Below are 21494 nucleotides of genomic sequence, written 5' to 3'. Positions count from 1 at the left end.
AACGAATTGACTGTGCCGAACAACTGTAAAAGTTGTCGTTTGGTCACTCAGTTCATCGAATAAATTTTTTTGTCTATTCTCAACGAGTGCCCACACAGATTGCATAGGTCAAATTGTTAAAGAGCGTGTTGACTGAGTGGTTGGCATTTCGTGACTTGCGTCTCGTTGCCCCGTCAACAGGAAGCGCAGTATAGAGATCTCAGTTTTTCCCGCAACCCCTAAACATAAAAAAAATGCGCCTTGCTACTCGTTTGTTCACAAAACAAACAAAAGTAGACAAAAGGCGCTTTTTTAGTCAGCAAGAACGGAAAGTGGCTGGTCTTCACCCGTTCTTATTTTCAATCACTCTTAGTGCGAATGCTGTTTTTCTTCCGCGCGTTCTTTAGCTCGGCAGTAACGTACAGAGCCCCACGCCATCAGCAGGAGTACAAAAGGTATCGCACCGGCTGTCCATTGTGCCCACGTATAATAGGCAAGTGTCTCTATGATGATGACATGGCCAAGGATCAATAAAGCCGCGCAGATTATCGCGACGACCATCATACTCAATTCTGATTTCATCCTTTTCCCCCTCAATGTTGTGTACGTGTTGAGTTTATCGAGGGAGACGCACGGTAGATTAGTACAGATAGTTCAGTATTCGGCTGTGACAGTTGAGTGCACAGATAAAGCTGAGATCGAGCTCGCAATCTGTGTGAGCCCCTCCAAGCTCTGACTATCATTGACCCCTTCGGCATTTTGCCTTCCCACAATCGAGACGTTCAGTCGAAAGCAGTGATTAAAGCGTCCGTCACTGGCAAATAGTGCACCCGGTGCGATTGTCACGCCATAAGGCCTGAGTGCTTGAAAGAGGTCGCGCGTATCGATGCCCTTATCGAGCATGATCCACAAAAAATAGCCGCCTGTAGGCTGACTCATCACTGTAGAGGGAGGTAAAAGTGCTTTTAGCCTTGTACGTATCACCTCATGGCGGGAAGACAATGTTTCGCGTAATCGCCGTAGGTGCGAGTCATACCCACCTTGCTTTAAATAATCGGCAATCGCCAATTGGTTAGGTGCGCCGACTGCCAAACTCGATACAGACTGGCGCTTCTCTATTTGCATCGCATAACAGCCTGCCGCTATCCAGCCAACCCGAAAACCCGGTGCGAGTTGTTTCGAAAACGAGCCACAGTGCAGCACACTACCCTGCGTATCGTAGGCTTTAAGCGGCATCGGCCTTGCCTCTGAGAAAAACAGCTCGCCATAGACATCATCCTCTATCAATGGCACTTGATACGCAGCGAGTATGCTGACCACATCTGGCCTGCGATGCGCTGGTATCGACGCGCCCGTGGGATTATGGAAGTTGCTCATCAACCAACACGCACTGATCGAGTGGGACGCTAAGGCATGTTCCAGTGCATGGATATCGACCCCTGTTTCAGGATCAACCGCGACGGGAACGGCTTTAAGCTGTAAACGTTCGAGTGTCTGCAGCACCCCGTAGAACGCGGGGGCTTCAATAATCACCTTATCTCCTGGCTTCGTCACTGCCGCTAAAGACAGACTCAATGCCTCTATTGCCCCATTAGTAATAATGATTTCATCAATACTGACTTTAATTCCTTGGCGGAGATAACGCTGTGCAATCTGTCGACGTAGGCCGATATCGCCCGGCGGTAAAATCGTGAAGTGATCGGGATGAGAGGATTGACGCAGCACTCGCGCCATCGCGCGGCCAAGCGCTTGCATGGGAAATAACTGAGGATCAGGAAAAGCTGAACCAAATGGGTAGTACGCGCCTTTATGGCTAGCACTGATCACATCAAGCACATCCTGGTGGGTGTCGAGCCACTGAGATTGCGCTTGTGGTCGTGCCAATGCATCCACCGCGAGCTTGTTATAATGAGGCCGCACAAAAAAGCCAGAGCGCGGACGCGCCTCAACCCAACCATCGGCTTCTAATTGCTCATAAGCTCTCATTACCGTCATTGGGCTAACGTGTTGAAGCCGACTCATCTCCCTCACCGAAGGGATCCGATCACCGACTTGCCAAACACGCTGCTGAATTTGTGTTTCGATCCAGCTGGCAATGTCTCGATAACGCATTTGCACACTGCTACTCCCTGTTATTGCCCAGACGGCGATCATACCTTGGCAAGTAACAATTGGCGGGATGGAATGTAGCGGAGTGTGACCTGATCAGCGCTAATCCTTACCCACAACGAAAAAAGCCCCAGTCTTTTGACTGGGGCTTTTTTGGGATTTGGTGCCGAGAGAGGGACTTGAACCCTCACACCCGTTAAGGCGGCGGATTTTGAATCCGCTGCGTCTACCAATTCCGCCATCTCGGCAAGTGGGGGCAATTATACGTACCGACCTTTGGAGTGCAAGTAATAAAAATAAAAATCCGTTCGTTCGCACTATTTTTAACCAATTCAAGCCATTCAGCCACATTGGTGCTGAATTTGTCCCCAAAAGACATCGCAAAACCGAGGTATAAGCTTACTCACTGTCTGCCGGTCTATGCTAGGCTAGCACCGAATTGAGTACTGGGGTGTGAACAATCAAATGCAAACTTCTTCTATCGCTTGCCCAACCGCAGGCTTTTTCCGGCGTTTAGCCGCTTGGCTTTATGATCTCCTCGTCGTGGCGGCTTTGCTCATGCTCGCCGGAGGGGGAATGATGGCAATACTCGCCCTAGCACAAGTGCTAGGCATGTCGATTGCCCCTTACCAAGACATCAGTGATTTCTTAACCCATCACCCGATAGTCAATCCACTTTATACTGCGTATCTGGCCTGTGTCATCGGTGGTTTTTATGGCTACTTTTGGTGTAAAGCCGGACAAACGCTGGGCATGCGCGCGTGGCGGCTTAGGTTACAAAATACCGATGGCAGCAACATTCGTCCCACTCAAGCCATTATTCGTTTGGCCACTGCCTGCTTTGGCCTCGGGAATCTGGTTGTTCTTTTCGACATTAATAACCGTGCATTTCAAGACCACTTCGCCGAATGCGACATGATTGTGCTTCCCAAGCCCACTAAGAACAAAAAAGACTAATCACCTCTCTCGACTGGGCACCTGCTGCGTGCCCTCCCCTACCTATCGGCTCACCGTTATAAATTGACATAAGACAATAAATGGGTTGATTTCTACCTATTCACCTATCCGTTATTCTTTAGGTTTTATTCATCACACGTAAAGCGACTGATTGACTAAATAATCAAAGCTCGCACATAAATTCATCATTAACTCAGCTTTCAGCACCGTAGAGGAAGCGAGCCCAACATCATTTAATCAATAAAAACCCAAGCCACACAAAAAGAGAAAATAATAACTACGCATAAATAACAACACCACATTCAGTTTTATGGAGTTCACCTTTTTGGTGCTCCATTAACCACCTCTTCTTTTGTGAGATATCACTAAGAAGTGAAAAGGGAACCACTTTTACAATGAATGCAAAGCCATGTACCACGGCATAAAAATAATAAATAACGTGAAATTAACGGAATTACCTCAATACGTGTAGCGCACTATAGATGCTAATAAGAGGTATGAGGAGAAAGTATGAGTACTCACAGTGTTCCCGAAAAAAAAGGCTGGTTCTCGAACTTAAAGTTCCCGTCCGCCTATACCATTCTATTCATTCTTATCGCCGTCGTCGCCGCCCTGAGCTGGGTGGTGCCCGCCGGTCAGTATGAACGAGAGTATAATGAAGAGCTCGGTCGAGACGTTCCTATCTCAGGGACTTACGAACAGGTTGACAGTAACCCTCAAGGCATTGTCGATGTCCTGCTGGCTCCCATTGACGGTTTTTATAACCACCAAACGTATGAAGCGGCCGCCATTGATGTCTCGCTGTTCATTCTGATCATTGGTGGCTTTTTAGGGTTGGTCACCAAAACAGGTGCCATTGATGCGGGGATTGAACGCGTCACCAAGCGTCTAGAGGGACGCGAAGAGTGGATGATCCCCATTTTGATGGGCTTATTTGCCGCCGGGGGCACCATTTATGGCATGGCGGAAGAGTCCTTGCCTTTTTATACGCTACTTGTGCCTGTGATGATGGCTGCACGCTTTGACCCTGTAGTCGCAGCGGCCACAGTACTGCTTGGGGCAGGGATAGGTACGTTAGGCTCAACCATCAATCCGTTCGCGACTGTGATTGCAGCCAATGCCGCAGGGATCCCTTTCACTGATGGTATCCTCCTGCGTCTTGCGATCTTAGTCATTGGCTGGCTTATTTGTGTTGTCTATGTCATGCGCTATGCGCGCAAAGTACAAGCCGATCAGAGCCAATCGATCGTTTATGACCAGTATGATAGTAATAAAAAACACTTCCTGGGCGAGCACGACGACAACCAAAGCCTTGATTTTACGGCCACACGCAAAGTGATACTGACTATCTTTGCCGGTGCCTTTGCCGTGATGATATATGGTGTTTCATCTCTTGATTGGTGGATGGCAGAGATTTCAGCCGTCTTCCTGGGGGCTGCCATCATCATTGGCCTGATTGCACGCATGAGCGAAGAGGAAATCACCACCAGCTTCATTGATGGGGCGAGAGACCTACTCGGTGTGGCGCTAATCATCGGCATTGCCCGCGGGATCGTGGTGATTATGGATAAAGGCATGATTACCGACACCATCCTTAATAGTGCCGAGAGCTTAGTCAGCGGTTTATCGTCTTTCGTCTTTATTAACGTGATGTATTGGCTGGAAGTGTTACTGTCATTCTTGGTGCCTTCTTCATCTGGCTTGGCAGTGCTCACCATGCCAATTATGGCGCCATTGGCCGACTTTGCTAACGTTGGGCGTGAATTGGTAGTAACGGCCTATCAATCAGCTTCGGGGCTCGTCAATCTCGTTACACCTACCTCCGGCGTGGTGATGGGTGGCTTGGCCATTGCCCGCGTGCCTTATGCGAAATGGATAAAATGGGTCGCGCCGTTGCTTGGCATTCTTACCATTATGATCATGGCCATGCTTAGCCTTGGCGTCATGTTATAACATCAGACATCAACTAAGCGTAGAGCGCATTGCTATCAAGCAGTGCGCTTTTTTATTTCTCTCACGTCCCCTGCTATAACTGCACACTTCCCTACCCATTCACACCTCTATTACATTATTAACACAAAGCGATTTAATACCGATCGTCATCACAAATAGAAACAAAAATCGCTCGGCATTTGTTAAATATAAACACCACTAAAGATAATCATGCATTTAATGCGCATAAGGTGAAATAAAAATAAAACATAAAAGGCATAAAAAATACATATGCACCGCTAAAAACCTAGCACTATAAAAATAATACCGCTAAGCACGCAATAAAAGTGACTAAGTATTAAAAACCATTTTTTAATGCTGCCATAAATACCATTAACACAGAGTAAAAACCACGAAATAGAGGCAATGGTTTCAATGTGATCTAACTTCAAGTTCAACCGGCTCACCGCGTTAGAATAAATTTGTACCCAATAAAAAACCTGCACTTTTTATTTCCCTTCCGATAAAAAGCCAAGCAGAGATATACGGAGAAAGAAAGATGAACAACTTCTATGTCGGCTCTGAAATTGGTCAATTACGCACCGTGATGTTGCACCGCCCCGAGCGTGCTTTAACCCACCTCACCCCCTCGAACTGTCATGACTTACTTTTCGACGATGTTCTGTCAGTTGAACGTGCGGGTGAAGAGCATGACAAATTCGCTCAAACACTACGCGATCAGGGCGTTGAGGTGCTATTGCTGCAAAACCTGCTTGCCGAGACGCTGGATGTACCCGAAGCCAAAGCCTGGCTAATGAACCTTAAGATCTCGGACTATACCTTTGGTCCGTCATTTGCGAACGATATTCGCTGCTATCTCAATGATCTCCCTCACCACGAGCTCGCATCAATGTTCTTAGGAGGGCTGGCGTACTCCGAGCTACCGATTACAACGACCTCCATGTTACAAGCGATGCATGCCCCATCGGACTTTATCATTGACCCCCTGCCTAACCACTTATTCACACGTGATACCTCGTGCTGGTTATATGGTGGTGTGTCGATTAACCCCATGGCCAAACCGGCGCGTAAGCGTGAAACAAACCACTTGCGTGCGATCTACAAATGGCATCCTCGCTTTGCGAACGGCGACTTTATTACCTACTTTGGTGCACAAAACATCGACTACGACAATGCCACCATTGAAGGCGGCGATGTCACTGTCCTAGGGAAAGGCGTGGTATTGATTGGCATGTCTGAACGCACCACGCCACAAGGGGTGGAAAACCTCGCGTCCAGCCTGTTCAAACATGGACAAGCCAAGCAAGTAATTGCCATGGAGCTGCCAAAACATCGCTCTTGCATGCACCTAGATACCGTGATGACCCATATGCGTGAAGATACTTTCTCGGTGTACCCCGAAGTGATTCGCAAAGACATCAAATGCTGGAGTCTGACCGGTGACCGTAGCGGCCATCTCAATGTACGCGAAGAAGATTACTTCCTCACCGCCATCGAAAAAGCCCTCGATGTCGGCCCACTGAACCTGATCACTACCGGCGGCGATAGCTTCGAAGCGGAACGTGAACAATGGAATGACGCCAACAATGTCTTGACCGTGCGCCCAGGTGTCGTCGTCGGCTACGAGCGTAACACTTATACCAATGAGAAATACGACAAAGCTGGGATCACTGTTCTATCCATTCCGGGTGATGAGCTGGGTCGCGGCCGCGGTGGCGCACGCTGCATGAGCTGCCCGATTCATCGTGATGGCATTTAATCCCCGAGCGGGCTGGGCACCTGGCTCAGCCCCCACCGACTGTAGAGAGTAAGACTATGAAAAAACCCACTGTCGTCGTGGCACTCGGAGGCAACGCCCTGCTTCGTCGAGGCGAACCTTTAGAAGCCGACATTCAACGTGCCAATATCGCCAAAGCGGCCAGAACCATTGCGGCTATCGGCGAACAATACAACGTGGTGCTCGTCCACGGTAATGGCCCTCAAGTTGGTTTACTGGCCCTGCAGGGGCTCGAATACAAATCCGTGACACCTTATCCTTTGGACGTGCTAGGTTCAGAAACCCAAGGCATGATTGGCTATATGCTGATGCAAGAGTTGCATAACTTAGCGCCAGACCAACACGTGTCTTGCATGCTGACCCAGATGACGGTCGATCCTAACGATCCTGCGTTTGCGAATCCCACCAAGCCAATAGGCCCGGTATATGACCAACAAGAGGCCGCCCAATTGGCCGAAAAGTATGGCTGGGATATTAAACCGGACGGCCAATATTATCGCCGTGTTGTGCCCAGCCCACAACCTACTGGGATTGTCGAAGACGACGCTATCGCGAGCCTCATCGACCAAGGGCACTTAGTGATTTGTACGGGAGGGGGCGGTATCCCTGTGATCCAAGAAGGGACCCAGCTAAAAGGCATCGAGGCTGTCATTGATAAAGATATGTCTGCCGCCTTCCTCGCCCGTCAAATCAATGCCGATGCGCTGCTTATTTTGACCGATGCCGAAGCGGTTTACCTCGATTATGGTGAGCCAAGTCAACGCGCACTTGCCGACACAACGCCCGATGATCTCAGCCAATATACCTTCGATGCTGGCTCTATGGGGCCAAAAATCGATGCCTCCTGCGAGTTTATTCGCCAAGGCGGCAAGCTAGTAGGTATTGGCGCCCTCGAAGATGGCCTTGCTATCTTGGCAGGCCAAGCTGGCACACGTATTCGTCCACACTCAGTCAATAACAACAATATTTCTCACGGCCAGCCTACCCCTGCACAGGCCTGAGACCAATAACAAAGAGGATTGCCCACTATGGCTTTTAATCTACGCAACCGTAACTTCCTAAAATTACTGGACTTCACTCCTCGTGAGATCCAACACTTTATCGATATGGCCATTGAGCTGAAAAAAGCGAAATACAATGGCTACGAAACGCCCCGTCTAAAAGGCAAAAACATCGCCCTTATCTTTGAAAAAGCGTCAACACGCACCCGCTGTGCCTTTGAAACCGCTGTTTTTGATCAAGGCGGCCAAGTGAGCTACATCGGCCCAACGGGGTCACAAATTGGCCATAAGGAATCGATGAAGGACACCGCACGCGTATTGGGTCGGATGTATGACGGCATTGAATACCGCGGCTTTGGCCAAGACATTGTGGAAGAGCTGGGTGAGTTCGCAGGGGTACCTGTCTGGAATGGATTAACCACAGAGTTCCACCCCACCCAAATTTTAGCGGACTTGATGACCATGCTCGAGCATGGACGCGGCAAGCAACTACACGAAATGCGCTTTGCTTACTTAGGCGATGCCCGAAACAACATGGGGAACTCTCTGATGGTGGGTGCCGCTAAAATGGGGATGGACATCCGCTTAGTGGCTCCGAAAGCATTCTGGCCAGAAGAAGAGCTAGTCGCACAGTGTCGTGCTATCGCCGAAAAAACCGGCGCACGCATTACGCTGACCGAAGAGGTACAAGAAGGCGTGAAAGATTGTGACTTCTTGTATACCGACGTCTGGGTGTCGATGGGTGAGTCTAAAGAAGCGTGGGATGAACGCGTTGCGCTCATGAAGCCCTATCAAGTCAATATGGATGTCGTGAAAGCCACTGGCAACCCGCACGTGAAATTCATGCACTGTCTTCCTGCCTTCCACAATAACGAAACCACAGTGGGGGCAGAAATCGAAGAAAAGTATGGGTTAAAAGGCCTAGAAGTCACAGAAGATGTGTTTGAGTCAGACTGCTCAATTGTGTTTGATGAAGCAGAAAACCGTCTCCACACCATCAAAGCGGTGATGGTCGCCACCCTTGGCGATTAATGCCACCTGAGCGAGGGCGCCGAGTGGCGCCCTACTTCTCAATATTGACACCACCCAGTGACACCCATCAAAGTTTCATTCAAAAGCAACTGATAGCATATGCGATTGAATCACGCATTATTAGCTTTATGCGCTGATATTGACGTGAAATGCCGTTTATTATAAGGGGTTGCCCGTGGTTAATGATGCAATTCTATCGGTAGAAACGACCACACCGGAGGACGATATCCTCTCTGCGTGTCGACACCTGCTGCAAACGCAAAGCTTTACCACCCAAGATGCCGTTCGCCAGAAATTGGTTCAACTCGGCTATCTTGATGTCAGCCAGTCGACCGTTTCACGCCTATTATCCAAGCTCGGGGTCGCCAAAGTACCCAATGCGCATGGGCAAAAAGTCTACGCACTTAGCGGAGACATGGAGCCTGTCTACGCGGTGTCTTCTGTCGGCTCACAAATCGATGACATCACCTGTAGCCAAGCCATGGTGGTAGTGAAAACCCACCCTGGGGGCGCCCAGTTGATCGCTCGCTTACTCGACTTGCACCGACATCCTTTGATCTTAGGAACGGTAGGCGGGAACGATACTGTCCTGGTCGCACCACGCCAGCTCAATGAGCTTGCCGCCTGCGAGCAAGTGGTTCGAGACCGCCTTGCCCCTGAGTAAACGGCTTTACGTGGCAAGCTAACCGTTGCAGACTATAGGTGTCGCTTTTTATAACAAAGGAACAGACAATGACCCAAGTACTGCAAACCGAGCAGGCGCCAGAAGCTATCGGTCCGTATTCGCAAGGCGTTGACCTTGGCAACATGGTGCTGACCTCAGGCCAAATCCCCGTCAACCCAGTGACTGGCCAGATCTCTCCTGAAATCACCGCACAAACACGTCAGTCTCTCGACAACGTCAAAGCGGTGGTAGAAGCTGCTGGGCTTAAAGTGAATGATATTGTTAAGCTCACCGTGTTTGTCAAAAACATGGAAGACTTTGCGGATGTCAACAAAGTGTATGGTGCGTTCTTTGATGAACACGGTGTGGAAAACTACCCTGCTCGTTCATGCGTTGAGGTCGCACGCCTGCCCAAAGACGTTGATATCGAAATTGAAGCGATTGCGGTACGCCAAGCCTAATTGGTAAGCGACGGCAACGAAAAGCTATTTCAGCAAAAAGCTACTTCCAGCGAAGAGCTAATGCAAAAGCGGCGCCTCCAGGCGCCGCTTTTTTATGTCGTGATGGCATAGCGCACACTTATCAACAGCGCGCCATCACATCGATACGTGATAAAACGTCAGCAAACCAAGCGGTGAAGCGCTCGGGGGCGTCCACCATCGCCTGCTTGACTTCATCTTCAGACCACCAGCGGCAGTCTGCTACCTCATCTGGGTTAGGGATCATGTCGACATGGTTGACTTCACAGGCGATGACTTGATCCAATTCATGCTCTATCAAGCCGTTATCCAACTCGGCACGGTATTCAAACCAAGGTCCCATGGTAAAATCAAGCGGGCGCGCTATCCCTAACTCTTCATACAGGCGCCGTTTTGCCGCCGCCGCAACCGGTTCATCTTGTTTAGGGTGCGAGCAGCATGTATTGGTCCACAATCCACCACTGTGATACTTATCGAACGCGCGACGCTGTAGCAAGTACTCACGCTCACCCTGCTCATTGCAACGAAACAACATCACTGAGAAGGCCATGTGCAGCCATCCTTGCTGATGGGCCTCCAACTTTTCAGCGATCCCTTGAGGTTCACCGCTCGGTGAGACCAAAACCACATGGTGGCGCTGGGTTGAAGTCATAAACCTATCCTCAATTAGCGAACGCCTTGGTTGCGCTCCGCCACTTCTGCATCAAGTTGTTCGAGCTTGCTTTTCATCACCTGGTGGCAATGCTTCGCGAGGTCACGGACATTGTCTTTATCGTAGCCTGTTGACGAAATTGGCGCCATCACTTCAACAATCACATGGCCGTTGTTCCAGCGGTTCGCTTTTAGGTGATGCGTCGAGCTACATACAATGGGAATCAAGGGGACGTTCGCACCGATCGCCGCATGAAATGCGCCGGTTTTAAAGGGCAATAGTCCGCGCCCGCGTGAACGTGTTCCTTCGGGAAATAACCATACGCTCAACTGTTTGGCTCGGATTTTCTCTGTGACCTGCGCAATGGTTCCCATGGCTTTACTGCGATTGGCACGATCAATCAATACATTGCCCGTGAGCCAATAGAGCTGACCAAAAATGGGGATCCATAACAGGCTTTTCTTACCCACGGTGACCGCGCCAGGCATCAACGCATTCGATAAGGTTACCATATCCCAATTGCTTTGGTGGTTGGCGATACACACGCTAGCGCCAGGCTCACGAGGTGCCCCTTCTGCGAAGCGCAGTTCAAGGCTAATCCCGAACAAACCAGAGAGGCGTCCAAACCACTTACTGATATGGTAGCAATTACGAGGGTTGCGAGGGCTTAACAAGCAATACAAACCACCAAAAACAAACAGCAAAACAGCGACAATCAATAAAGCCAGCAGTCGCACGACAAAAATCATTTCTCTCTCCAAAGAGCAGGCGTGAAAGGCGAGTCAGTATACCGATTCAGCGCAAAAATGCACCCACACCGCCCCTGGGTTCAGGGGCGGTAGCGACTTAGTGTTCGGGCAGGATTTCGATTTGATCGACGCGCTGGAGACCACGCGGCAGCATACTGCCTCGTCGACCTCGCTCGCCACGATAATGAGTGAGATCATCCGGTTTTAAGGTCAGTTTGCGCTTCCCTGCGTGCAAGGTCACCCCGGCATTGGCCGGCACCACATACAGTTGGCTTAACACCTCTTCACGTGACTTGGCGCGTGCGCCAGGAATATTAATGATCTTATTCCCTTTCCCTTTACTCAGTTGCGGAAGCTCATGGACCGGGAACACCAGCATGCGGCCTTCATTGGAAATCGCGACAATCAAATCGCTTTCCAAATCACCCACCTGGCGCGGAGGCATCACTTCGGCTTGATCTGGAACCGTCAATAAGGCTTTACCGCTGCGGTTTTTGGAGAGCATATCCGCTTGCTTGCACACAAAACCATAACCGGCGTCCGAGGCCACCAAGGTGAGCTGCCCCTCATCCGCCATTAATACATGACGAATAGACGAGCCTGGGGTGATATTAATTCGCCCGGTAATCGGCTCACCTTGGCTGCGCGCGGATGGCAAGGTGTGCGACTCTATGGCATAGCTGCGACCATCAGACCCCAGGAAAACCGCGGGTTGGTTACTTTTACCCGGTGCCGCGTCGAGGAAATTGTCGCCTGCTTTGTAATTAAGGCCAGTGGCATCCACATCATGCCCTTTGGCATGGCGGATCCACCCTTTATCTGAGAGCACCACAGTGATGGGTTCGCTGGGGACTAAGTCACGCTCGGTTAACGCTTTGGCCTCCGCTCGCTCAACCAGCGGTGAACGACGGTCGTCCCCGTATTTTTCCGCATCCGCGAGGATTTCTTTTTTGATTAAGGTATTCAAGCGACGATCTGAGCCGAGCAACTTCTCTAGCTTATCGCGCTCTTGGCTCAATTCATCTTGCTCACCACGGATCTTGATTTCCTCAAGCTTGGCTAACTGGCGTAATTTGATCTCAAGGATCGCTTCTGCCTGTTTCTCGCTCAAACCAAAACGTGCAATCAGCTCGGCTTTAGGCTCATCCTCACTGCGGATGATTTCAATTACCTCGTCAATGTTTAGGTAAGCGGCCAGTAAGCCTTCTAGAATATGCAGGCGGGCGAGGACTTTTTCTAACCGGTGCTCGAGGCGGCGTCTCACCGTCTGGCGACGGAACGTTAACCACTCAGATAAAATGCCATGTAACCCCTTAACTTGTGGGCGTCCATCAAGGCCAATCATATTAAGGTTAACGCGGTAGTTCTTCTCTAGATCGGTCGAGGCGAACAAGTGATCCATCAGTTGATCACAATCGACACGGTTAGAGCGCGGCACAATCACAATCCGGGTGGGGTTTTCATGATCCGACTCATCACGGAGATCGTCTACCATCGGCAGCTTTTTCGCCCGCATTTGATTGGCGATTTGCTCTAGCAGCTTAGCGCCCGATACTTGATGAGGCAGCGCAGTAATCACAATTTCATTGCTTTCTTTATGCCAAAGCGCGCGCATTTTGATAGAGCCCCGTCCGCTAGCATAGAGCTTTTTCAAATCTGACTTCGGCGTGATCACTTCCGCTTCGGTAGGGTAGTCAGGCCCCTGTACATGCTCCAGTACACCGTCTAAGTCCAAGCTCGGCTTATCGATCATTGCGGCCAAGGCGTTGGCAAGCTCACGCGCATTGTGTGGCGGGATATCCGTTGCCATCCCTACCGCAATCCCGGTGATCCCATTGAGGAGAATATGCGGTAAGCGTGCCGGCAAGGTTTTAGGCTCTTTCATGGTGCCATCAAAATTAGGCCCCCATTCAACCGTCCCTTGCCCGAGTTCTTGCAGCAACACTTCTGAGAAGCGTGATAAGCGTGATTCCGTGTAACGCATCGCCGCAAACGATTTAGGATCGTCAGGTGCGCCCCAGTTGCCCTGACCATCCACCAGCGGATAACGATAGGAAAACGGCTGAGCCATCAATACCATGGCCTCGTAACACGCCGAGTCGCCATGAGGATGGTATTTACCCAGTACATCCCCGACAGTACGCGCCGATTTTTTATATTTTGCCGTGGCGGATAGCCCCAGCTCTGACATCGCGTAAATGATCCGGCGCTGCACTGGCTTTAAGCCATCGCCGATAAACGGCAGTGCGCGATCCATGATGACGTACATCGAGTAATTGAGGTATGCGTCCTCAGTGAACTGGCGCAGAGCAAGTTGCTCTACCCCATCATAAGTCACCTCTGTCATGCGAATAAGATCCCGTTATAGTGATTTAGATATCGATAAGCTCGGCCATATCGCCTTTTTGCTGCAGCCAATGGCGGCGATCCTCTGCCCGTTTTTTACCCAGCAGCATATCCATCAGTTGCTGCGTCTGCTCATCATCATCAATAGTGAGCTGAACCAGGCGACGAGTATTGGGATCCATGGTGGTTTCACGCAGCTGTAACGGGTTCATTTCCCCCAAACCTTTAAAGCGTTGCACATTGATTTTGCCGCGTTTATTGCTCAAACGCTCAAGGATCCCTGCTTTTTCATCTTCATCCAAGGCATAAAAGACCTCCTTGCCACAATCAATGCGGTAAAGCGGCGGCATTGCCACATACACATGGCCAGCCTGAACCAAGGCTCTAAAGTGTTGCATAAAAAGTGCACATAGCAAGGTCGCAATATGTAAGCCATCGGAGTCCGCATCGGCGAGGATGCAGATTTTATCGTAACGAAGATTACCCAAGTCCCCAGAATCAGGGTCAATACCCAGCGCCACAGAGATATCATGTACTTCTTGGGAGGCCAAGACTTGGTCTGCGGAGACTTCCCATGTATTGAGGATCTTACCTCGAAGCGGCATCACCGCTTGAAATTCGCGATCCCGAGCCTGCTTAGCTGAGCCACCCGCTGAGTCCCCCTCGACCAAAAATAGCTCGGTACGACTTGAATCTTGCATCGCACAGTCAGTGAGTTTGCCGGGTAGCGCTGGGCCTGATGCCACTTTCTTACGCACCACCTTCTTCGCGGCACGCATGCGGCGATGGGCACTGGCAATACACACTTCCGCCAAACGCTCAGCAAGGTGTGGGCGCTCGTTCAGCCACAGGCTAAAGGCATCTTTGACCACCCCAGACACAAACGCCGCACATTGGCGAGAGGACAAGCGCTCTTTGGTTTGCCCCGCAAACTGTGGGTCTTGAATCTTAACCGACAGCACGTACGCACAGCGCTCCCAAATATCATCGGCGGTCAGCTTTACACCGCGAGGGAGAAGGTTACGGAACTCACAGAATTCACGCATCGCTTCCAGCATCCCTTGGCGCAAGCCATTTACATGCGTGCCACCTTGTGCCGTTGGGATCAGGTTGACATAGCTTTCTGTCGTTAGCTCGCCCCCTTCTGGCAACCAAATAACCGCCCAATCCGCGGCTTCGGTCTGGCCACTGAATTCGCCGATAAAAGGTGTTTCCGGCAGAACTTCATAGCCTTTGACACTGTCAGCGAGGTAGTCTTTCAACCCATCCTGGTAACACCAGGATGTGGTCTCATCGGTGTTTTTATCAGTGAGATTGACCGTCAGTCCCGGGCACAGCACTGCCTTGGCTTTTAAGATGGTTTTAAGACGGGCCAGTGAAAACTTGTCAGAATCAAAAAATTGGCCATCTGGCCAAAAGTGAACGCGCGTGCCACGGTTGCGACGACCACAGGTGCCCGTTACGGTTAAATCTTGTACTTTGTCGCCGTTTTCAAAGGCAATATCATACACTTGACCATCGCGCTTAACGGTAATCTCTACCCGATGAGACAGCGCATTCACTACGGAGATACCCACCCCGTGTAAACCACCGCTAAATTGGTAGCTTTTGTTGGAGAACTTACCGCCCGCATGCAGTTTGCATAAAATCAGCTCAACCCCAGAGACGCCCTCTTCAGGGTGAATATCAACCGGCATACCACGACCATCATCAATCACTTCCAGTGATTGGTCGGCATGGAGAATCACATCAATCTTGCTGGCATGGCCGGCTAACGCTTCATCGACACTGTTATCGATGACTTCCTGCCCAAGATGGTTAGGGCGACTGGTATCTGTGTACATACCGGGGCGTCGGCGCACGGGCTCGAGCCCATTGAGGACTTCTATCGATCCTGCGTTATAGTTTTGTTCTGTCATAATCGATTGGCTTAATAAATGTGATGACATGGTCAGCAAGGGGGATCCGCTTGTCAAGCGCGGCGCCAGATTGCCACAAGTTTCTGTGAGCTGCTATCCGTCTGCTGTGACGTAGCGGCTAAGATAGCACGAGCTTGCGTCTGTGTGCCTCTGTTTCAATGCCTCTAGCCTGATGGCGCGCTAGATACCAAGAAATTGGAGAATATCCCCACAGTAACGTTCAAAGCCGACAAAGCTATGATCGCCTCCCGGCTCAACCGTTTGTTGACTGGCACTGAATTTTGCCACTGCTTGGCGATAGTCCAGCACTTCATCACCTTCCTGTTGCAATAACCAAAATTGCTCAGGATGAGATAAGACCGGCACATCAATCTCACGCAAGGCGTTGATATCGGCAGCCTCGAGGGTGTAGCGTTCTTGGGTGTAAGGATTAACCTGTTCCCCAACATAGTCTTGCAAGAGTTCGTAAGGGCGAACCGCGGGGTTAACCAGTACAGCGGGCAGTTGATAACGCTCACTCAGCCAGGTGGCTAAAAAGCCTCCTAACGAACTTCCCACCAAACCCAGCTGATGGGTTTCGCTAAAGCGCGTGATCAGTTCATTCAGTAACTGCACGGTTGGCTCAGAATGACTAGGCAGTTGTGGCACCAACACCTCAATATCAGGACGATGCTGGGCGCAATAGTCTTGCATCTGTCTCGCCTTTAACGATTGCGGCGAGCTGTTGAAGCCATGAAGATAAAGCAACGCTGATGGCATGATTAATATCCGCTGGAGTCGAAGTCTGGCCGAAAGTGCTGACCGGTTACACGCGCCACTTGCGTTTCTACGCGCCCGTCGGCATACAGCTCAAGCCAGCGCCAACCTGGGTTTTGGTTATCGAGCGCAAAGTCGTGTGAGTCTGGCATAAACTGGATACAGGTGGAGGGCGCCGCCATCACACGCGCACCTTGATAACGCACATCCAAGGCCTGATGAATATGCCCACACACCACAATTTTCGCTTGAGGATGACGCGCCATCACTTGCCAGAATGCCTCTCGGTTTGCCAATTTATGCTGATCCAACCAAGTGCTTCCTGCATCCAACGGATGATGGTGCAGCAACACCAATGCATGGCGCTCAGGATGCGCGCTTAAGTGTGTATCCAAAAGGTTCAGTTGCGCTTGTGATAATTCGCCGTGCGGTACACCAGCCACCTGACTGTCGAGCAGCACCATTTGCCAATGCTCCCCCAACAGAACTTGCGAGCAAGAACGAAGGGTATTTGACTGTAATACCGCGCTCATTTCTGGCTGATAATCATGATTACCCGGTAGCCAAAAGCAAGGCTGTGACCACCGGGCGATACCGTCGACAAAACGGCGATACGATAAAGCGGAGTGATCTTGAGACAGATCCCCCGTGGCAATAATGGCGTCGAAAGTCGGGTCAGTGGCACTGATGGCATCCAGCACCGCATGGTAGCTGCGAAGCGTATTAATACCCAGCAAGCTACCCTGCTCACTCGCGAACAGGTGTGTGTCGGTGATTTGCAAAAGACGAATACAATCGCCGTCGGCGTTATCTATCTGGCAAGACTGCAACGTTGAAAATACCTTTGCTGGTTTAGTTTAACGATGATTTATACATAGGATCAGACGCCACCACGCCACGGCGTAGGCAGTGGCCAAGCCAATCCGATAAAAATGCATTAACCTGATGTTTTTCGTCGCGCTGATGCATGCGCGGATTCGGGTAATCATAACGTGGTTTTAAGCGTGAAATCTGCTGCGTGGTACACACTTCCGCGACCCGTGCATCGTGATACAAGCGCACTGTCAGGTTAGCACGTAAGTAATCCGGCGCGGCGCCTGGGCTCAACTGAGCAATATCCAGTAAGGTGGTATAGCGGGTTGACTCACGCACGACCAAAGCATATTCCTGCCCTTGGATATCGTATCGACACACCTGTCCCACCTCGTCACGCTTGGGCATCAAACGGACAAGTTTGGCGTAGTTGGTTTCATACAAGCGCATCATCGCTGGTAAGTCGACACGATATTCTGTTTTCACACACACCTACTGTCTATTTACTGTTTTGTTCATTATAGCTTTGACGCAAGCGACTGGCATTGAGTTCCAACCATTGCAACGCAATGATTGAGGCGGCGTTTTCAATCTCACCATCAACCACCTTTTGATAGGCGTGTTGGCGAGATAATCGATGCACCAAAATGTCTTCATTTTCACTGTCGAGGCCGTGCACGCCTTCCGCTTCCGAGGCATCAACAATTGCGACAAACACATCCAACTGTTCAGAACAGCCACCAGAGCTGGATAAATAACGGGTAACACGCTCCATTTGATGCAGTAATAGCCCCGCTTCTTCCCGCGCTTCACGGTGGGCAACCTGCTCGGGGGATTGGTCTTTGTCTATCATCCCAGCCACAATTTCGAGTTGCCATGGTGTCGCGCCTGCTGCCATCGCCCCCACGCGGATTTGCTCAAGCATCACCACTTCATCACGTACGGGATCATAGGGTAAAACAGCCACCGCATGGCCACGTTCAAACAACTCCCGCACCACAGAGCCACTCCAGCCGCCTTCAAACAAGCGATGACGAAACTGATAGCGCTGAATGGAAAAGAAACCTTGATAAAGCGAAGAAATATCCTCGATCACAATATCGTCGCGATCGAATTGTCCAGGCGGATAGTCTGACATGCGGGCTCCTTATCCTCGATGACACGAGCTGACGAATTGAAATGCTGAGTCACGCCTATACCCACTGGCCTGTGCCGAGCGGCAACGCGCGTCTTTCTAGCAAACCATAAACTTAACTTTTTTGATAAAAGTTACAACTATTTTTCAGTCCCATTTGCAAATTGGATAGTTTACACTCAATGTCCTAACAAATTGTCAGTTTCACGCAAGCATAATTGCGGTAAGCTAGTGACCGTCTATTTATCTAATCGCACAGATTCAGGGATTCCATCTATGAAAAAATTGCTCCCTTTGGCGTTAAGCTTGGCACTCGGCAGCGTAAGCAGTGCAGCCCTTGCCGATGATCTCGCCCAAATTTATCAACAAGCGAAGCAAAGCGATCCCACTCTTAATCAAGCGGCCGCCGAGCGCGACGCAGCGTTTTCTGCTGTGGATGCCACTCGTGGCACCTTGCTACCGCAAATAGCCTTAAATGCGGGATACGCCATTACCCGCAATGACAGCGACGATCAGCGTGACGTCGACACCACCAGCGCCGATATCAGCTTAAGCCAACAGCTTTTCAAACGTGATAGCTGGGTCAACTTGGATATCAGTGAAATGCAGGCGCGCCAGCTAGATGCGACCTATGCGGCGCAGCAGCAAGGATTAATGCTACGCGTGGCACAAGCCTATTTTGACGTGTTGCGCGCCATGGACAAGCTTGAGTTTATTCAGGCAGAAAAAGCGGCCGTGGGCCGTCAGCTTGAGCAAACCAAGCAACGTTTTGAAGTGGGCCTTTCGGCGATTACCGATGTGCATGACGCCCAAGCGCAATACGATGCCGTACTGGCCGATGAAATTTTGGCCGAAAATGCGCTCACCAACAGCTATGAGGGCTTGCGTGAGATCACCGGCCAAGCCCCACATGACTTGCGTGTGCTCGACACTGACCGCTTTAGTGCCAGTAACCCGCAGCAGCAACCGGCAGCACTGGTCAAAGTCGCCGAAGAGAAAAATCTCGAGTTACTCGCCAACCGCATTGCCCGTGATACCGCCAAAGAGCAGATTAAGCTGGCCAAAACCGGTCACCTGCCCACGCTGACCTTCAGCGCACAATACGGGATGACGGATAGCGATAATCAGCACAGCGATGTTTATTCCTCTGATTACAACCAAGGCACTGCCAGCCTCGATTTTAGCTTGCCACTGTTCACCGGCGGCAGCACCTCGGCCAATGTGGAAAAGGCGCAGCATGAGTATGTGGCCGCGTCACAAAGTCTTGAAGCCAAATACCGCAGCACGGTAAAAGATGTGCGCGCTTTCTATAACGACATCAATGCCTCAATTGGTGCGCTGCGTGCCTATGAGCAAACCGTGGTCTCTGCACGCTCAGCGCTAGAAGCCACTGAAGCAGGTTTTGAAGTGGGTACTCGTACCATTGTCGATGTGTTGGATGCTACGCGTCGCCTTTACGATGCCAACCGCAACCTCTCCAATGCGCGCTACGACTATATTCTAAGCCGTTTACGTTTACACCAAGCCATGGGCACCTTGTCTGAGCAAGACTTGCTCGATATTAACCAAGGGCTGGTTAAGCAAGAGTGATTCACGCTTGAGGCTTTAGTATGCAAAAAGGTGCCGACGGGCACCTTTTTTATTGTCATGAGTTGAAAGGGCAAGGCGCTATTGACCACGCCGAATCGACTCAATGATTTCTGTGGTAGAGCAGCCATCTTCAAAATTAAGCACTTTGACCTCTCCCCCGTTGGCGAGCACCGCCTCGGCACCAGCAATCTCGTTGACCTGATAATCACCGCCTTTAACGAGCAAATCGGGCAAGACTTCGCCAATCAGGCGCGCAGGCGTTTCTTCGCCAAAAGGAACCACCCAATCGACCGCGCCCAGCCCTGCCAGCACCGCCATCCGTCGATCGGTTGGATTGACCGGACGGCCGGGCCCTTTCAGCGCTTGGACTGATGCATCCGTGTTGACGGCAACAATCAGGCGATCGCCCAGTTTGGCTGCTTCATTGAGGTACGCCACATGGCCTGCGTGCAAAATATCAAAGCAGCCATTGGTCATCACCACTTTCTCACCTCGCCCTTGGGCGACGTGCACCGCATCAATCAGCTGCGCTTCGGTTGTTACGCCAAAACCAGACTCGTGCGAGCCGTGTACCGCTTCGGTCAGCTCAATAGTAGAGAGGGTTGAGGTACCCAACTTACCCACTACCACGCCGGCCGCAGCGTTAGCCAGCGCACAGGCTTGCTCTATCGGTTTGCCCGCGGCCAATGATGCCGCCAATACCGATATCACGGTATCCCCCGCCCCTGTGACGTCGTACACTTCTTTGGCAAGCGTTGGCAAGTTCAGCGGCGCGGCATCAGGGCGCAGCAATGTCATCCCATGTTCACTGCGGGTGACCAACAACGCACCAAGCTCGTATTGCTTGATCAACGCCAGGCCTTTTTCTTCCAAGCTTTGATCGTCCGTCACTGTGCCTGCCACCGCTTCAAACTCTGCCATATTTGGCGTCAGTAAGCTCGCCCCTCGATATCGCTCAAAATCCGTGCCTTTAGGGTCAACCAAGGTGGTGACATCCGCTTGTTTGGCGGCCTGAATCAATGTTTGCACCTCGGCTAATGCCCCTTTGGCATAGTCCGATAAGATCATCGCCTGCGCCTTGGGCAGTGCCGCCTCGACTTTAGCCAGCATGGGTGCCACATCCACACCCGCAAAACCCTCTTCAAAATCCAGACGAATCAACTGCTGGTTACGGCTCATTACCCGAAGCTTAGTAATAGTGGGATGCGAGTCTAGCGCCACAAAATCACAGTTAACATTTAGCGAGTCGAGGGTTTGTGTGAGCGCATCAGCCTGTTCATCCTTCCCGGTCAGACCAATCAGCTGGGTATGCCCACCTAAGGCTGCGATATTCATCGCCACGTTCGCGGCGCCACCTGGGCGCTCTTCCGTTTGATTGATCTTCACTACAGGCACGGGCGCTTCTGGAGAAATGCGTCCCGTCGGTCCATACCAATAGCGATCGAGCATCACATCGCCGACGACCAGAACATTGGCTTGGCTATAATCAGGAAGGCTGAGTTTCATCTGGATCTCCGAATACTGTCGTTACCGAGCGATAGTAGCATAGCCATAGGCTAAATGGGGGGCTCACAGGCGTATGC

19 protein-coding genes and 1 tRNA gene are annotated in these 21494 nt (G+C 50.9%); 8 read left to right on the top strand and 12 right to left on the bottom strand.

Annotated features, from left to right (window positions below; translation table 11 throughout):
* Nucleotides 1-348: 348 nt before the first annotated feature.
* From EHW56_RS11055 to EHW56_RS11045, 3 genes are all read right to left on the bottom strand, one after another.
* On the bottom strand, nucleotides 349-561 hold the full coding sequence (locus tag EHW56_RS11055; RefSeq protein WP_046074225.1) for a hypothetical protein: 213 nt from the start codon (nucleotides 559-561) through the stop codon (nucleotides 349-351).
* Nucleotides 562-633: 72 nt separating this feature from the next.
* The gene (locus tag EHW56_RS11050) at nucleotides 634-2091 is read right to left on the bottom strand and encodes a PLP-dependent aminotransferase family protein (RefSeq protein WP_227486529.1); all 1458 of its coding nucleotides are present in this window, start codon (nucleotides 2089-2091) and stop codon (nucleotides 634-636) included.
* Nucleotides 2092-2249: 158 nt separating this feature from the next.
* Nucleotides 2250-2336: transfer RNA gene (locus EHW56_RS11045), tRNA-Leu, on the bottom strand.
* A gap of 217 nt (nucleotides 2337-2553) precedes the next feature.
* On the opposite strand from EHW56_RS11045, the gene EHW56_RS11040 reads away from it, so the two are divergent.
* From EHW56_RS11040 to EHW56_RS11010, 7 genes are all read left to right on the top strand, one after another.
* Nucleotides 2554-3045 carry an RDD family protein gene (locus EHW56_RS11040; protein WP_077578849.1) on the top strand — a complete coding sequence of 164 codons (492 nt, stop codon included), beginning with the start codon at nucleotides 2554-2556 and terminating at the stop codon, nucleotides 3043-3045.
* A 510-nt stretch (nucleotides 3046-3555) separates the two neighbouring features.
* Entirely contained in the window at nucleotides 3556-4998 is a 1443-nt protein-coding gene (locus EHW56_RS11035; protein ID WP_152799773.1) for a YfcC family protein, read from the top strand.
* Between the two features lie 538 nt (nucleotides 4999-5536).
* Nucleotides 5537-6757 (top strand): arginine deiminase, encoded by a 1221-nt coding sequence (gene arcA, locus EHW56_RS11030; RefSeq protein ID WP_046074228.1) that lies wholly within the window; start codon nucleotides 5537-5539, stop codon nucleotides 6755-6757.
* 56 nt (nucleotides 6758-6813) lie between these two features.
* Entirely contained in the window at nucleotides 6814-7776 is a 963-nt protein-coding gene (arcC, locus tag EHW56_RS11025; protein WP_152799771.1) for a carbamate kinase, read from the top strand.
* Nucleotides 7777-7803: 27 nt separating this feature from the next.
* The gene (argF, locus tag EHW56_RS11020; protein WP_046074230.1) at nucleotides 7804-8808 is read left to right on the top strand and encodes an ornithine carbamoyltransferase; all 1005 of its coding nucleotides are present in this window, start codon (nucleotides 7804-7806) and stop codon (nucleotides 8806-8808) included.
* Between the two features lie 175 nt (nucleotides 8809-8983).
* Nucleotides 8984-9472, top strand: coding sequence for an arginine repressor (locus EHW56_RS11015; RefSeq protein WP_370517154.1), 489 nt, complete (start codon nucleotides 8984-8986; stop codon nucleotides 9470-9472).
* 68 nt (nucleotides 9473-9540) lie between these two features.
* Nucleotides 9541-9933, top strand: a complete 393-nt coding sequence (locus tag EHW56_RS11010; protein ID WP_046074232.1) for a RidA family protein — start codon at nucleotides 9541-9543, stop codon at nucleotides 9931-9933.
* A 121-nt stretch (nucleotides 9934-10054) separates the two neighbouring features.
* On the opposite strand, the gene idi is transcribed toward EHW56_RS11010, so the two are convergent.
* The 8 genes from idi to nudF form a co-directional block, all read right to left on the bottom strand.
* Nucleotides 10055-10603: an isopentenyl-diphosphate Delta-isomerase gene (gene idi, locus EHW56_RS11005; protein WP_077668518.1), complete on the bottom strand. Its 549-nt coding sequence runs from the start codon at nucleotides 10601-10603 to the stop codon at nucleotides 10055-10057.
* Between the two features lie 14 nt (nucleotides 10604-10617).
* Nucleotides 10618-11352: a 1-acylglycerol-3-phosphate O-acyltransferase gene (locus EHW56_RS11000; RefSeq protein WP_046074234.1), complete on the bottom strand. Its 735-nt coding sequence runs from the start codon at nucleotides 11350-11352 to the stop codon at nucleotides 10618-10620.
* A 97-nt stretch (nucleotides 11353-11449) separates the two neighbouring features.
* Nucleotides 11450-13699 carry a DNA topoisomerase IV subunit A gene (gene parC, locus EHW56_RS10995; RefSeq protein WP_152796010.1) on the bottom strand — a complete coding sequence of 750 codons (2250 nt, stop codon included), beginning with the start codon at nucleotides 13697-13699 and terminating at the stop codon, nucleotides 11450-11452.
* Between the two features lie 25 nt (nucleotides 13700-13724).
* A complete protein-coding gene (gene parE, locus EHW56_RS10990; RefSeq protein ID WP_077578850.1) occupies nucleotides 13725-15617 on the bottom strand; it encodes a DNA topoisomerase IV subunit B in 1893 nt (630 codons plus the stop codon).
* Between the two features lie 180 nt (nucleotides 15618-15797).
* Nucleotides 15798-16376 carry an esterase YqiA gene (gene yqiA, locus EHW56_RS10985; RefSeq protein ID WP_152799766.1) on the bottom strand — a complete coding sequence of 193 codons (579 nt, stop codon included), beginning with the start codon at nucleotides 16374-16376 and terminating at the stop codon, nucleotides 15798-15800.
* Nucleotides 16377-16378: 2 nt separating this feature from the next.
* On the bottom strand, nucleotides 16379-17203 hold the full coding sequence (gene cpdA, locus EHW56_RS10980) for a 3',5'-cyclic-AMP phosphodiesterase (protein WP_077578776.1): 825 nt from the start codon (nucleotides 17201-17203) through the stop codon (nucleotides 16379-16381).
* Between the two features lie 22 nt (nucleotides 17204-17225).
* Nucleotides 17226-17672, bottom strand: coding sequence for a DUF1249 family protein (locus EHW56_RS10975; RefSeq protein WP_077459426.1), 447 nt, complete (start codon nucleotides 17670-17672; stop codon nucleotides 17226-17228).
* A gap of 13 nt (nucleotides 17673-17685) precedes the next feature.
* Nucleotides 17686-18324 carry an ADP-ribose diphosphatase gene (gene nudF / locus EHW56_RS10970; protein ID WP_046074238.1) on the bottom strand — a complete coding sequence of 213 codons (639 nt, stop codon included), beginning with the start codon at nucleotides 18322-18324 and terminating at the stop codon, nucleotides 17686-17688.
* 273 nt (nucleotides 18325-18597) lie between these two features.
* Between nudF and tolC the strand changes: the two genes are divergently transcribed.
* A complete protein-coding gene (tolC, locus tag EHW56_RS10965; protein WP_152799764.1) occupies nucleotides 18598-19911 on the top strand; it encodes an outer membrane channel protein TolC in 1314 nt (437 codons plus the stop codon).
* A gap of 78 nt (nucleotides 19912-19989) precedes the next feature.
* Here the strand turns inward: tolC and hldE are convergent, their stop codons facing one another.
* Nucleotides 19990-21417 carry a bifunctional D-glycero-beta-D-manno-heptose-7-phosphate kinase/D-glycero-beta-D-manno-heptose 1-phosphate adenylyltransferase HldE gene (gene hldE, locus EHW56_RS10960; RefSeq protein WP_077668513.1) on the bottom strand — a complete coding sequence of 476 codons (1428 nt, stop codon included), beginning with the start codon at nucleotides 21415-21417 and terminating at the stop codon, nucleotides 19990-19992.
* Nucleotides 21418-21494 lie beyond the last annotated feature (77 nt).

The sequence above is a fragment of the Salinivibrio sp. VGrn1 genome (assembly GCF_009377995.1).
Taxonomy (GTDB): Bacteria; Pseudomonadota; Gammaproteobacteria; order Enterobacterales; family Vibrionaceae; genus Salinivibrio; species Salinivibrio siamensis.
The sequence above is the reverse complement of the archived record's forward strand: the minus strand, read 5'-3'. Positions and strand labels throughout refer to the sequence as shown.